The sequence below is a fragment of the Paenibacillus sp. PL2-23 genome (genome assembly GCF_040834005.1).
In the GTDB taxonomy this organism is placed as follows: domain Bacteria; phylum Bacillota; class Bacilli; order Paenibacillales; family Paenibacillaceae; genus Pristimantibacillus.
The window spans coordinates 1,829,517-1,844,113 of sequence record NZ_CP162129.1; the positions used below are offsets into that span (position 1 = coordinate 1,829,517).

Consider the following 14,597-nt stretch of genomic DNA (forward strand, 5'->3'; position numbering starts at 1 on the left):
ATCGTGACCGCGTGTTTCATGATTTGTTCAGCCGACTAGCCGCTAATAAGTGAAGATATTTATAGAAAGTCATTTATATATTTGTACGGCCGCATGGCTGGGAGGGGGTAAAATGATGCAATCCTACAATTAAGAGGTGAAGGTTATGATGACAGGGACAACAGGCAATACAACCTATTATCGACTTTATATAGACGGACAATGGATGGATTCGGCCTCCGGGCGCTTGACTGAGGTGCTGAATCCTGCCAATGAAGAAGTGATTGGACATGTAAGCGATGCGGATCCGGAGGATGTGCAGAAAGCGCTGCACTCCTCGGAGAAAGCTCAGCGCTCGTGGAAGCTTCTGCCCGCTGTTGAGCGGGCACGGTATTTGGTCAAGCTGGTGGACCGCATCCAAGAGGAGCGGGAGCATTTCGCCCGGCTGCTTGTGCTTGAGCAAGGCAAGACCTATCGCGAGGCGCTTGGCGAAGTCGACGATACGATGGCTTATTTCATGTACGCGGCGGAATCGGCGAACCGTCTGAAGGGTGATGTGCTGCCGGCTAACCGTCAGGGCGAGATGCTGATGATTCAGAAGGTGCCGTATGGCGTCACTGTAGGGCTGTGTGCATGGAACTATCCCCTTGCGCTCATTGGCCGCAAGCTTGGTCCGGCGCTGGTGACAGGGAATACGATGATTATTAAGCCGCATGAGCTCACACCTCTTGCATCTGCAGAGCTGTTCCGCCTTATTGACGAGGTTGGCTTCCCGCCTGGGGTAGCCAATCTGGTTACGGGTACAGGTGTGGAGGTCGGGCAGGCGCTGGTTAGCAGTCCTATTACGAAGCTAGTGACCGTTACGGGCAGTGTCAGAGCGGGTCAGGCGATCTACAAGGCGGCGTCGGACAACATTACGGCGTTATCCCTGGAGCTGGGCGGCAAAGCCCCGTTTGTTGTGCTGAAGGACGCTGATGTGGATCAAGCGGTGGAAGCGGCAGTTGGCGCGCGCTTCGCGAACTGCGGGCAGGTGTGCATCTGCAATGAGATGGTGCTTGTGCATGAGAGCATTGCCGATGCATTTACGGAGAAGCTGCTGGAGCGAGTGAAGTCTGTTAAGCTGGGCGATCCCTTCGACGAGTCAGTGACGATGGGACCGAAGGCGAACGGACGGGATCTGGAGAAGATTGATGCTATCGTGCAGGAGACGATCCGACAAGGCGCTACTCTGGCTGCGGGCGGCAAGCGTCCAACAGGAGACGAGTTCCAGAAGGGATACTGGTACGAGCCGACGGTACTAACGAATGTTACGCCTGATATGGCTGCAGCACGAGAAGAGATCTTTGGACCGGTCCTGCCGATTGTTCGGATCGGAAGCTTCGAGGAAGCGGTGAGCATCATTAATGCCAGCGAGCTTGGCTTATCGGCTTATCTGTACACCAATGATTATCGCAAGCTGATGCAGGCAATCCAGGTGCTGGAGGTTGGCACGGTATTCCTGAACCAAGGCATGTCGGGCTGCATGCAGGGCCATCACAGCGGCCATAAGCTGAGCGGTATTGGCGGCGAGGATGGCGAATACGGCATTGAGGGCTACCTCCAAAAGCGAACTGTCTACTTGAATTATGCTTAATAGAGGTTAAGAAGCCAAGAAAGAGCAGCGGGGCGGGAAGTTTAAGTCCTCGCTGCTCTTTCTTGTATTGGCTGGGAGAACGCTTACGATTTTTATAGGATTGCCATGCAAATGCTTAAGATATTTATGCGATTGGCCAAGCCTTGTTCGATAGAATGGAGGAGCAGATGAATCGGAAAGGGGTTAACAAGGAATGAAGCGACACAGTTTGATGATTCTGGTCTTCCTCATCATGATGGGAGCGTTCTCCTCGCAGGCGTATGGCATGTCCTCCAAGCACTGGGCGGATGGCACAATTCAGGCTTGGGTGCAGGCGGGATATGTCGAGGCGGCATCAGAAGAGGTAAAAAATCCGAATCGCGCTCTCTCTCGCGAGGATGCGGCAAAGCTGATTGGGAGCTCCATCGGCTGGGAAGCCATGGATGCTTCGAGACTGTCGAATGCGGGAGCAGCGGCATGGGCTGTTCAAGCGTCCCAAGGCAAGCCTATTGATCAGGCCAATAAAGGAGTTACTCGAGAGGAAGCCGTCATTATCGCTTCTGCATTCATAAGCGATGATGCTGCAGGAAGCGTAGAGCTGGACCGGATTTTCCGGGATATTGCCGGTATGAGCGCTGAAGGGAAGGCGGCGCTTAAGGCCGTATATGAGGCTGGAGTGTTCGTAGGCAACGGGAGCAAGCTGCGCCCTCAAGCGAAAATTACGTTCGCAGAGCTGGTGACGGCGCTTGACCGTGTCATCTCCTATCGTTATGGATTCCCTTCTCTTGATTTCGAGAATGGTGCGATTCCAGACTTTGTAACGACAGGAGATTCCACGATTGAAGTTGTCCACAACGAGGCAACGAACTCCAAGGCGTTGAAGGTCGTCTACGGCGCGGCGGACTTCCCGACTGTCAAATTCACGGCGACTACGCCTTGGCAATTCGGCAGCAGCAAAGCCTTGTCCTTCGAGGTCACGAATCCGACGGACAAGGACATCACCTTCTACCTGCGAATGGATGATGACAAAAGCGCGGACGGCGTGGCGCATTCCACTGTAAGCGCTGCCGTTGCGAAAGCAAACAGTACACAAAAATATTTTCTCAGCATGGGCTCGGAAGCGCTGGATCTCGGCATGCGGTTTCTGCCGCCCAATCCTGCCGGCAGCCAGCTTGGCTACGGCTGGGGAGAGAAGGGGCTGGACAGCAGCCATATCGTGGAATTCCAGCTGTGGCAAATGTATACGAAGCAGGAATCCACTCTCCTATTCGATAACATTGCCGTAATCGGCGATCCCAATACGGATCTCAGCTACATGGACGACCTGGTGGATGGTTATGGCCAATACAGGGGCCTGGACTGGGAGGGCAAGGTACATACCGATGGGGATTTCCTTGCTGACAAGAAGGAAGAGGCTGCTGCGCTCGCCAGCGCCAAGCCGTTGGAAACGAGCAAATATGGCGGTTGGCTGAACGGACCGAAGCTTGAGGCTACCGGGCACTTCCGTGTGGCGAAGCATGAAGGTAAGTGGACGCTGGTGGATCCTGAAGGCTACTTGTTCTTCTCCAATGGTCTTGATATCGTTCGACTGGATGATATGAATACCTGGATCTCAGGCCGGGAAAATATGTTCACGGAGCTCCCCTCCAAGGATGGAGAGCTGGGCGAGCATTACACTTATACAACCATAGTAGGGGCTCCTCCACTGGGGCAAACAGAGGGCTGGCTGTTCAACCATTACCAGGCCAATCTGGAGCGCAAATACGGACAGGACTACGTGAAGGCATGGAAGGACATCTCTGTGGATCGCTTCAAGAGCTGGGGCTTCAGCTCGCTCGGTAACTGGTCGGACCCGGCATTATTTTTCGGGAAGGGCGATGAGCATGGTATCGCTTATGTTGCCAATGGCTGGACGCATTGGGGACAGCATGCCACCATTCCAAGCGGAGGCGGCTGGGCGCCGGTAGCAGATCCATTCGATCCGGCATTTAAGACAAGCGTGGACGACATGCTGGACGAACAAATATTGGCGTATGGCGTTGAAGATGACAAGTTTATGATTGGGGTCTACATCGATAACGAGATCGCTTGGGGCAATCCCGCCAATACGGGAAGCAAGTATGCGCTGATTAGCAACATTATGGCCATGGACAGCTCAGCTAAGAGCAGCTATGCCAAACGCACAATGATTGACCACCTGAGGGCTGTTTATAAAAACAAAATTGAAAGTCTGAACAGCCAATGGGGCACCAGCTTCGCTTCGTTTGACGCTCTTGGCAAGCCTTATCAGCCGGCAGAGCTGTCCGAGGGCATGCTGCCTGACTATTCGGCCATGCTGAGTCTTCTGGCGGATGAATACTTCCGCATTGTGGATGAAGCGGTGAGCGCGAAGCTTCCCGATACCCTTTATCTGGGCTCGAGATTTGCGGAGTGGGGCACAAGCGAAGAGGTGCAGAAGGCAGCGGCGAAGTATGTGGACGTCATCAGCTTCAATGTGTATAAAGAGGATGTGGAAGGCGAAAACTGGATGCATCTTGAGGAGCTCGATATGCCGGCGATTATCGGTGAATTTGCTTTCGCTTCGGATGACAGAGGCATGTTCGGAACGGGGCCAAACGCGGATACGTCGGCTGTGGATCAAGAGAATCGCGGCGAGAAGTATGTTCATTATATGGAGACTGTACTGAACAATCCTTATTTTGTCGGTGCGCATTGGTTCCAATATGTGGATCAGCCGCTGCTTGGACGCGCATGGGACGGGGAAAATTATAACCTAGGTTTTGTGGATGTAGCCGATGTGCCTTACGAGGAAATGGTCAGCGCTGCAAAGGATGTGCATGCGAGAGCATATGACATCCGCTTTCTTGGCAAGGGCACGGGTACAGGAGGCGGCCAGCCAGGCAAGGAGTGGCTGATGTCCTTTGAGTCGAACGAGGATTTGTCCATCGTTACAGCCTACAAAACAGCCGTTGTTCAGTATGGAGCCGCTGGCGCAACGGATGGCAAACGGGCGATGAAGGTTAGCGTAGGTACGCTAGACGCGGATTACTCCGGAGTGGAGATTAAGCCGGCAGCCCCATGGCACCTGGGGAGCAAGCCGCTCGTGGTCGCCGATGTGACCAATCCCAATGGGCTGCCGATCCAGCTTCGCGCGAATGTAACGGATAAGAAGGGCGCGCTTCGTACCTATTATTTTGCCATTGGGGCCAAGGAATCCCGCACGATTTCGATAGCCCAGTTCAAGGCATCCGACCCTGTATGGGGGGAGCAAGAGGGCTTCTGGGGAGCGGAAGCGACGGGGCTCGACGCTTCGGGAATCGCCTCCATTCATCTGTATCTGTGGGAGGATGCGCCGGAGAGCGGTGATTCGTTTATTATCGATAACCTTCGCTTGTCACAGAAGTAGGCTGTCCCGCTGGTTTGAGCACTTTGTTTCCAATTGGAAACGGGTGCTCTTTTCCACTTTGTATCTCATCCCTTACAATAAGAGGACGTGATACTGGGAAGGAGAGGTGGAGCATTGCGGATCTTGTATGCTATAAGCCGATACATCGGCAAGTCCCTGTATCGCAAAATATTATTGTCTTATTTGATTATTATCGCTTTAATTGTATTCGTGCTCCTGTTCGACTTCTATTTCCGAACGGCTAATGACTTGCGGGCACAGGCAGTAGATAGTCACCTTCGCCTGACGCAGCAATCCGCTTCCACGCTGAACGCGAATATGACGAACGTCAAAAGCTTTGCCTGGAACTACTTTGGAGACTTCGACTTTCATCAGTTTGTGCGCGGTATGGGCACAGATCCAGAGGGACAAAGCTCCTACCGCGGCAAAATATCCAATTTTGTATACAATCATCCCATTGTATCGAATGTGGTGATCTCGCAGCTTGACGGCTTCGCTATGCGGGTAGGCGGTCTGGTATCCACCCTGATTGCCCCGAGTGAAATGCAGCGCTTGACGGATGTCGCGATTGAAGCCAATGGCAAAGGCTTGTGGCTGCCTACGGATATGTACAATCCCAGTGCGTCAGGACAGCAGGTCGGTTACACGTTGTCGTACGTCCAAGCGATTAGACAAATTACCTTGACATCGCCAGGTCCCATTATTGGTGTGATGCATTTTACGCTGTCATCGGAATCGCTGGAGCAGTGGCTGGCGGAAAGCGAGGGGAGCCGAGAGGGCAGAACCTATCTGGTGGAAAAGGATTCTGGCACCGTCGTGTATTCCAGGAATGCTGGTGAGCGGGGAAAGCGTATCTTGACAGCCGAAGAGCTGCTGATGGTTGGCAGCCAGAGCAAAGGCCACTATTACCGTTCCAGCTCAGGAGAAAACCAATTGATCGCATATGACAGTCTGGGGCATACGGGCTGGCTTGTCGTTACGGAGGTGCCTACTCGGGTACTGACGGAGTCTGCCGACAATTTCACGAAGCGGACGATCTGGATTGGCGTGTTCACCCTGCTGTTCTCCATGCTGCTGGCGGGATTTATTTCGTCCCGAACCATTACGCCGCTTAAGCTGCTTAGCAAAGGCATGAAAGCGATTGAGAAGGGCAATTATTCCGTCGTGCTTCCCGTACGTACCGAGGATGAGATCGGGTATCTGAGCAAATCCTTCAATCGTATGACCAGGGAGATCAACCGTCTGATCAGCAAGGTATATGAATCGGAAATAGTGAAAAAAAATGCGGAAATCAAATCGCTGCAATCGCAGATCAATCCCCATTTCCTGTACAACACCTTAGGCATTATCGATAGTATCTCCTCGCTGCACGGGGACGAACGAGTATCTCTGATCAGCCGTTCGCTGGCCAAGATGTTCCGCTATAATATAAGCGGCAATGATGTGTCCAAGCTGGATGCGGAATTTCAGCAAATCAGGCTCTATTTGTCCATACAGAAAATCCGGTTCGACAGCAGGCTGGACTACACCATTTATTTGGAGCCGGGTCTGGAGCAGGTGCCGATCCCAAAGCTTCTGTTCCAGCCGCTAGTGGAGAACAGCGTCAATCATGGAATCAGCCATAGCATTGATGGCGGGATTGTCCGAATTGAAGCGATTTCTCTGAGTCAGGACGAGCTTCAGGTGAAAATATGGAATAATGGATTGGTCATTGATGAGGAGCGGCAGCAGTGGCTGAGGGCGCTGCTGCAGCTGGAGGATGCTCCTGCAGGGCTTGAACATCAACAGGCTTCTATTGGCCTTCACAATGTGCAATCCCGTATCCGCATGTTATATGGTTCGGAATGCGGCATTACGTTCAACAGCGACGAGCAATATGGGACAACCTTTTCCATTACGATCAAGACCTATTTGCCCGACCAGGAGGCTTAAACGATATGAGAATTATGGTGTTGGATGACGAGCCCATTATTCGACAAGGCATCATCCATAAGATTCGTCAAACCGGTCTGCCTGTAGAGGTCGTAGCGGAAGCGGGGGACGGGCTCAAGGGGCTGGAGCTGATGAAGACAGCGAAGCCGGAGCTGATTGTAACGGATATTCATATGCCCGGCATGAACGGGCTGGAATTTATCCGACACGCGTTGGAGCTGGATGCCCGGGTTAAGCTGGTCATTGTAACCGGCTATGATCAATTTGATTATGCCAGACAAGCGATCAAATACGGAGTCAGCAATTATTTGGTGAAGCCGCTGGAGGACGATGAGCTGTATGCAACGTTGATGGAGCTGTTGGAGCGCAGAGAGGCGGAGCAGCAGACGGATCAGATGATTCAGGAGCTGAAGAGCGTGGCCGAAACAAGCCAGGAGGCTTCCCGTCAGCAGGTGCTTACGCAATTTCTGCAGGAGGAGGACTTCGCGGAGGCCAGCAGCGAGCTGGATGAGCTTGCGAAGCATGGAGCTGCCTTTACGGCGGTTGTCCTCCAATTGGAGCCGTTCAAGGTGCCTCATGGCTCCTTTGGTCCAGGTGAGGAGGAGCTGCTCTGGTTCGCGATCAAAAATATTGTAACGGAGCGCTTCTTGTCCAATGCCATCAAAGGTATTCTCGTGCACCATTCACTGCGGCGCTTCGAGCTGGTATATGTGCTTGGACTGCAGAAGGGGCAGGACAGCGCTGGAGTGACCTACACGCTGGAAGCGATTTCGTTCGGCATACGGAAGTATCTGAAGCTGGGTGTCACGATAGGCGTAGGGCCTTATCAGACTCAAATGGCCAAGGTGCAAGAGAGCTACCGGGAAGCGAAGCAGATCGCCAGGAACGCGATCCTTCATGGAGGGAATCGGATCTATCAGGCCCAGGGCGCAGCGAATGGGGGGCAAGAGGCGCAACGGAAGTCCTTTATCGGCCAAGAGGATGTCAAGCTCCTGGAGGATTGGCTGGGCAAGTGGGAGAAGGACAAGGTTCACAAGTGGATCGAGCGGCGGCTAGGCGCCATTGTGCAGGAGCCCGCCTCCAGCTATGTGATGGTGGAATGGTTCTGTGTGGATTTCTATCTGTTCCTCAACAAATATTGGATCACCCATGCCACGGACTCGCAGTGGGCGATTGGAGAGCTGACGGATCTGCAGCGAGAGCTGCAGCAAGCGACAGCATGGCATGAGATTGTCGAGCAGATGAAGCGGCTCGTTACGAATATGATTGGCTTATTGTCCAAATCCAATAATATTGAAGGAAAAGAAATTATGGAGGCAGTTCGGCTCTACTTGGAGCGCCATTACGCAGAGCCTATCCAGCTGGCGATGATTGCGGAACGGTTCTTTATTCATCCCAATTACTTCTCCAAGCGCTTTAAGGAGAAATACGGGGAATCCTTTGTTGATTTCTTGAATGGGCTTCGGATGAAGGAAGCGGCGCGGCTGCTGGTGGAGACCGATATGAAGATACGCGATATCAGCGAGAGGGTCGGCTTCGACGATGCGGCTTATTTCGGAAGCGTATTCCGCAAGCGCTTTGGCGTTACTCCAGGCCAATATAGGGATAAGAGCGCTCCGCATGCGTAGAAAGGAGGGGAGAAGGATGGTTGCAGGTATTGTGACAAAAGCGACATTAGGGGCGGGCGCTGTCCTATGGTTCCTGTTGTCTTTGACCGCGTGCTCCGGAGATAACCATCTGAAGCTGGAAGACGGCTTGACGGACCCTGTTGTCGAAATTGTTGTCTGGGACAAGCCATTCGCGGGTTCGGCAGAGAAGCCGTATTACGAGCGCATGTTTCAGGAATTCGAGCAGGCCTATCCCCATATCCGGGTGATTCATATGGAGGCGGCCTTCCAGAAGGAGCGCGAGCAGTTTATGACAGCTGTCGCAGGGGGCGAGCAGCCGGATTTGTACAATGCCGCATTTCCCGATATGGAGTCGTACATTGATCAGGGCATTCCTGCCGATATTACAGAGATGTGGACACAATATCCGGACAGCGCCGACTATTCCTCCATTGCTATGGCGACAGCGGAGAAGGATGGACGAATCTATGGTATTCCTAACTTCATGTATGTGACAGCCTTGGCGTATAACAAACGGATTTTTGAGGAGAATGGCATCAACCCGGAGGAAGCTTTCCTGAATTGGGACTCCTTCGCAGCGGCGGCGGAGCAAGTGACCGACCGCTCCAGCAATCAATATGGCTATACCATTCTGGGAACCGAGTGGGCGGATTGGTTCTATGAATATTATGTGTGGCAAGCTGGAGGCGATCTTACCAGCAAGAATCCTGATGGAACCGTACAGTTGACCTTTAATTCCAATGCCGCGGTTCAGGCGCTGAGCTATTATCAGGATTTGAAGTTCCGCTATGGCGTGACGCAGCCCAACACGCTGCAAAGTCTGGATGACAACAAAAAAGACTTCTACGCTGGGCGCGCCGCGACGATGATTACAGCCTCCAACTGGTTCGGGGAAATGCTGGAATCGGGTGTTGACATGGATGATATCGGAGTGACGACGTTTCCGAAGGGTCCCGCTGGCGTGTCACTTGCGCAGGTGGGCGGAGGTATCTGGATTTTGAACCCGAACGCGACGGAAGAGAAGCAGCATGCAGCCTTCACCTACGCGACCTTCATGACCTCCAAATACGCTTTGGAGCAGATGCTTCGATTCCAGAAGGAGCAAGGCATGCTGCCCAATCTGCTGTCGGTGCGGGAGGACGTTGATCCCATCGCTTACGCGGAAGGGATGCCGGAGGAGCTTGTCCGCAGTATTCAGCGGGCAGCCGAGGGGAGTCGGCTTGAATATTTCCTCAAGTCCCGTCTAAGCCCTTATGTCTCTGCTGCGGTTCAGGAGGTTCTGCTGAATGAAAACACAAAGCCATATGATGCCCTCACCCGAGCGCAGGAGAAAGCTCAGCGCGAGGTCATTGACACTTATAATATGGAGTTCGACTAACCCAGCGAGCGGACAGCCTTCCAAGGCTTCCGCTCGTTTCTGTATGTATGGTTAAGATATTCGTATGAACCGCTTAATATATTCTTACAGCTCACGCCCCCATTCCTTCTACAATAAGAAGTGTAAAGCAAAGCAAAGCAAAGCTAAGCACATCACTCGAATGGGGGAACTATCAGTGAAAAAGAAAGCAAAGCTAATGGCTGTTCTAGCCCTGACTCTCGTTGTATCGCTGTTCATGGCAGCATGCTCCGGCAACAACGGCGGCAATAATGGAAGCGGCAAGGGCGGCGATTCCGCATCAGCACCGCCTGCTACGGATGAAGTGGTTGAGATTGTATCTTGGGACATGCCGCAGGACGGCGACCCCGCTAAGCCATATTGGGAGCAGGTGTTCAAGGATTTCGCCGAGAAATATCCGAACATCAAGGTTGAGCATGTGATGCAGACGCTGACCAAAGAAAGAGAGCAGTTCATGACAGCGGTTGTAGGCGGCGAGCAGCCGGATCTGTACGCGAATGCGTTCCCGGATATGGAATCCTACATCGACCAAGGCATTACGGCTGATATTACGGAGCTGTGGAACAACTACGCGGAGAAGGATATGTTCCTGCCTTCCGCTACACAAGCAGCTACAAGAGACGGCAAAATTTACGGCATTCCGAACTTCATGTATGTAACGGGACTGGCTTACAACAAACAGATGTTTGCTGACGCGGGCCTTGATCCGGCAGAAGCGCTGAAAAACTGGGAGTCCTTCGGCGAGGCAGCGCAGAAGCTGACGGATGCCTCCAAAAATCAATACGGCTATGCCTTGCTGGGCATGGACTGGGCGGACTGGTTCTTTGAATATTATGTATGGCAAGCCGGCGGCGACCTGACCGAGCAGCAGGAAGATGGAACGGCTAAGCTGACCTTCACGTCTGAGCCTGCCGTACAAGCGCTGCAATATTACAAGGATCTTAAATTCAAGTATCAAGCGACACAGAAGAATGTTGTTCAAAGTCTTGACGAGAACTCCAACGACTTCTACCAAGGCCGCGCAGCTTCTATGATTGCCGCATCCAACTGGTTCGGCGGTATGGTTTCCTCGGGCATGGATATCGAAAACATTGGTTTCTCCGTACTGCCTCCGGGCCCTGGCGGCACGTCCCCAGCACAGGTGGGCGGCGCGGTGTGGATCTTTAATCCGAAGGCAACACCAGAGAAGCAGCAAGCGGCGTTCACGTACGCAACGTACCTGATGTCCAAGGAAGTACAGGATGGGTTGCTTCAGTACCAGATGGATAACGGTATCTTCCCGAACCTGTTGAATGTAAGAAGCGACGTGGATGCGTCTCAATTTGTGGAAGGCATGCCTCAAGAGCTGATCGAGAATGTGCAGGCAGCAGCTGGCGAAGGCCGTCTGGAGTACTTCCTGAAAGCACGTCTGAGCCCTTATGTGGTCAAAGCTGTTCAAGAGGTGCTCCTGGATGAGAAGGCGGATCCAATGGCGGTTATGCAGAAGGCGCAGGATCTGGCACAGCGTGAAGTCGTAGACAAATACAATCAAGAAGTTAAAAAATAATAGCCATTGGGATTCCCCCGGCCGGGGGAATCCCGATAGCCGTTCCTGGGGTGAGGGAGACATATGTTGCGTAGATTAAACATTCGCTGGGTGCCGGTTTTGTTTTTGTTGCCTTCTGTAATTTGTTATGTGATGTTTAAGTATTATCCATTAATGAATATGGCCTATATTAGTTTTTTTGACTATAGCATCGTTAATCCGCCTGGTAAATTCATCGGCTTCGCCAATTATACGGAATTTTTGAAATCAACTACGTTCTGGCAAGCGATTTCGAATACGTTTATATTCTTTGGTCTATATTTGGTCCTTACATTCTGGATTCCCATTGTTCAAGCTTTGTTCCTGTATGATATTCGACGGGGCAACGCTTTCTTCCGTTTCATGTATCAATTGCCAACCATCATGCCTCTTGTAGGCGGGGTGCTCGTATGGAAATGGATGTATAACCCGGATTTTGGCTTGCTGAACTACTGGCTTGATTTTGTAGGATTAGGTCCATACCTGTGGCTCAATGACGCCACGATGACGAAGCTTGCAATCGTTCTGCCTGCCGTATTCGCCGGCAACGGAATAGCACTGCTGTTGTATTATTCCGCACTGAAGTCCATACCAACGGAAATATTGGAGGCGGCGAAGATGGATGGAGCAGGTCCATGGAGAAGGATGTGGACGATGCTTCTGCCCAATATCAAATTTATTATTGTCATTCAATTTGTGGCTTTCATGTCAAGCGTCCTGCTTGCTTATGACCATATTTACATTATGACGCAAGGCGGACCAGCAGGCAGCACAACGGTCGTGTCCATGCTTGTTGTCAACTCAGCCTTCCAGCAATCTCGATTCGGCATATCCGGTGCGGTATCCGTATTTATGTTTATCGTCATTGCGTTACTGACCATCATTCAGAATAAAATTTCCGCAGAAAAGGATTGATCATATGGAACGCACTCGCATAAGGGAAAAAGGGGGAAGATCGCTAAAGATTACGGCCTATGTGGTGACAATATCGTTCGTAATCTTTGCGTTAATCCCTATTCTGTGGATGTTCGCCTCCTCGCTCAAGACGGAGAAGGATATTAACTCCTATCCACCCAAGTGGCTGCCGACGATTCCCCAATCCATTCAAGTGACAATTGATTACACAGGAATGGATGAGACTGATCCGGCATTCTACGAGAAGGACGCCATGAGAGCGATGTGGTATCCGTGGATGAAAAATATCCGTGAGAGCATTGGCGATGTGACCATCACAGGCGTGAAGGACGGTCGTAAGCTCTATACAGCAGAGACCGTCTCCTCTATGTTCTTTGTCGGACAGCCTAAGGTTGTGCCAACCACGATCTTCAATGACAAGATGATGGATAAGAAGCTGCCTATCATCCAGGAGAACAAGCTGTCCAAGTTCGAATGGGAGGGTGACAGCGGGAAGAGTATAGCGGTAACGCCGTCTATTGCGGAGTCCGAACTGTCCAGCCGCTTCTCTGCCTTCTATCAATCCAATGAATTAATAAAGGGTCAAGTTGTTGCCATTAGCGAACAATCCAACTGGGTTCGTGTATTCAGCAGCTATATGGCGCTCAACAAAATCGCGGAGGATACGGCCGGGGCGCTGGGCTTCGCCCAATATTTCTTGAACAGTGCTATTATTACAGTGGCGAGCGTCCTTGTGCAGATGGTGCTTGGCGGACTTGCGGGATATACGCTGGCGCATCTCATCGAGAGTAAGAAATGGAAGTTTTTCTGGATCATGTTTTTCCTGGCTACAATCATGATTCCTGATATTTCCTTATTGCTGCCGATGTATCTGCTCATGAAGGACTTGGGTCTCGTTAATTCCTTACTCGCCGTAATTTTGCCGCATACCGCCTGGGGGATTATCATCTTCCTATTCAAGGGCTTCTTCGACCAAGTGTCCAAGGAGCTGCTGCAGGCGGCCAGGGTTGATGGCGCTACCGAGCTTAGAACGTTCCTGCAGATCGTGACGCCGCTCTCTATTCCAATCTTTACTACTGTCGGCGTCATGACCTTCATTCCGGTATGGAATGAGTTTCTATGGCCGCTTGTCGTCAACAGCTCGCCGAAATATTGGACGTTTACCGTTGCGCTCAATGACCTGCAGAATCAGCCAAGCGTGCTGCAGAATATGCTGATGGCCAGCGCATTTGTATCCATGATCCCGCTGCTGCTGATCTTCCTCTTCTCACAGAAGTATATCGAGAAGGGTGTTGCATTCTCAGGTGTGAAGGGTTAAGGGGCTTCAGAACAAGGAGGCGAATTGCCGATATGATTGGGAAGGTTGCGATTGTGACGGGCGCAGCAGGAGGTATTGGCAGAGGCATCGTCGAAGTGCTGCTTCGCGAGGGCTGCCGCGTCGCTATGCTGGACTGGAATGAAGAGGCAGGCCATGCAGCCATGCGAGAGCTGACTGCGGCCGGGGGAGAAGCGGTTTTCATATGTACGGATGTAGCCAAGGAAGAGGATCTGCAGGAGGCAGTGAATCAGACCGTCTCCCGATTCGGAGATATTCATATTCTGGTCAATAATGTAGGGACACATTACTACAGGCCGGTGGAGCAGATTCCTTCAGATGAATTTGACCGGGTGCTGCGAACGGATCTGAAGGGGCAGCTCCTGCTTATTCAACAAGTGTTGCCGCATTTGAAACGGAACCAATCCGGCTCGATAATTAACATCGCCTCCGTACATGCACAGGTTACACTTCCGGGCTTCAGTTCCTATGCAGCGATCAAGGGCGGAGTAACGGCGATGTCGAGAAGTCTTGCGCTGGAGCTGGCGCCCTTCGGCATCCGGATCAATTGTGTGCTGCCGGGTTTAACGCGGAACATAGGCATGGACCGCTACCTGAGCAGCATTGCCGCTGATGAACGCAAGACGAGAGAAGCCGAGCTGACCCGCAATATACCATTGGGGAGAATGGCGGAGCCTGTCGAGATCGGCGAGCTGGTCGCTTTTCTTGCAAGCGACAAGGCAGCCTATATGACGGGCTCCTCGCTGGTGATCGACGGCGGGGTGTCAGTCCGGCTGCATAATGATTATTAATACGGTAAGGTGCCTAGCGACTGTGCTGAGGCACCTTT

The 14,597-nt window shown here is 52.1% G+C and carries 9 protein-coding genes; all 9 read left to right on the forward strand.

Features of this window, described 5'->3' with window-relative positions:
• Positions 1–145 precede the first annotated feature (145 nt).
• Positions 146–1,612 (forward strand): aldehyde dehydrogenase, encoded by a 1,467-nt coding sequence (aldA, locus tag AB1S56_RS07790; RefSeq protein ID WP_340870327.1) that lies wholly within the window; start codon positions 146–148, stop codon positions 1,610–1,612.
• 193 nt (positions 1,613–1,805) lie between these two features.
• On the forward strand, positions 1,806–4,997 hold the full coding sequence (locus tag AB1S56_RS07795; protein ID WP_340870323.1) for an S-layer homology domain-containing protein: 3,192 nt from the start codon (positions 1,806–1,808) through the stop codon (positions 4,995–4,997).
• 114 nt (positions 4,998–5,111) lie between these two features.
• A complete protein-coding gene (locus tag AB1S56_RS07800; protein ID WP_340870321.1) occupies positions 5,112–6,929 on the forward strand; it encodes a histidine kinase in 1,818 nt (605 codons plus the stop codon).
• A 5-nt stretch (positions 6,930–6,934) separates the two neighbouring features.
• Positions 6,935–8,557, forward strand: a complete 1,623-nt coding sequence (locus tag AB1S56_RS07805) for a response regulator (protein ID WP_340870319.1) — start codon at positions 6,935–6,937, stop codon at positions 8,555–8,557.
• A 16-nt stretch (positions 8,558–8,573) separates the two neighbouring features.
• Entirely contained in the window at positions 8,574–9,935 is a 1,362-nt protein-coding gene (locus AB1S56_RS07810; RefSeq protein WP_340870317.1) for an extracellular solute-binding protein, read from the forward strand.
• A 175-nt stretch (positions 9,936–10,110) separates the two neighbouring features.
• Entirely contained in the window at positions 10,111–11,499 is a 1,389-nt protein-coding gene (locus AB1S56_RS07815; RefSeq protein WP_340870316.1) for an extracellular solute-binding protein, read from the forward strand.
• 63 nt (positions 11,500–11,562) lie between these two features.
• Positions 11,563–12,432: a sugar ABC transporter permease gene (locus AB1S56_RS07820; RefSeq protein WP_340870315.1), complete on the forward strand. Its 870-nt coding sequence runs from the start codon at positions 11,563–11,565 to the stop codon at positions 12,430–12,432.
• A 4-nt stretch (positions 12,433–12,436) separates the two neighbouring features.
• Positions 12,437–13,750, forward strand: a complete 1,314-nt coding sequence (locus AB1S56_RS07825; RefSeq protein ID WP_340870314.1) for a carbohydrate ABC transporter permease — start codon at positions 12,437–12,439, stop codon at positions 13,748–13,750.
• Between the two features lie 32 nt (positions 13,751–13,782).
• Positions 13,783–14,559, forward strand: a complete 777-nt coding sequence (locus tag AB1S56_RS07830) for an SDR family NAD(P)-dependent oxidoreductase (protein ID WP_340870312.1) — start codon at positions 13,783–13,785, stop codon at positions 14,557–14,559.
• Positions 14,560–14,597 lie beyond the last annotated feature (38 nt).

Excerpts from the sequence above, each read along its gene's own strand:
- aldA (WP_340870327.1), top strand. The coding sequence starts at position 146 with ATGATGACAGGGACAACAGGCAATACAACCTATTATCGACTTTATATA.
- AB1S56_RS07795 (WP_340870323.1), top strand. The coding sequence starts at position 1,806 with ATGAAGCGACACAGTTTGATGATTCTGGTCTTCCTCATCATGATGGGA.
- AB1S56_RS07805 (WP_340870319.1), top strand. The coding sequence starts at position 6,935 with ATGAGAATTATGGTGTTGGATGACGAGCCCATTATTCGACAAGGCATC.
- AB1S56_RS07810 (WP_340870317.1), top strand. The coding sequence starts at position 8,574 with ATGGTTGCAGGTATTGTGACAAAAGCGACATTAGGGGCGGGCGCTGTC.
- AB1S56_RS07820 (WP_340870315.1), top strand. The coding sequence starts at position 11,563 with ATGTTGCGTAGATTAAACATTCGCTGGGTGCCGGTTTTGTTTTTGTTG.
- AB1S56_RS07825 (WP_340870314.1), top strand. The coding sequence starts at position 12,437 with ATGGAACGCACTCGCATAAGGGAAAAAGGGGGAAGATCGCTAAAGATT.
- AB1S56_RS07830 (WP_340870312.1), top strand. The coding sequence starts at position 13,783 with ATGATTGGGAAGGTTGCGATTGTGACGGGCGCAGCAGGAGGTATTGGC.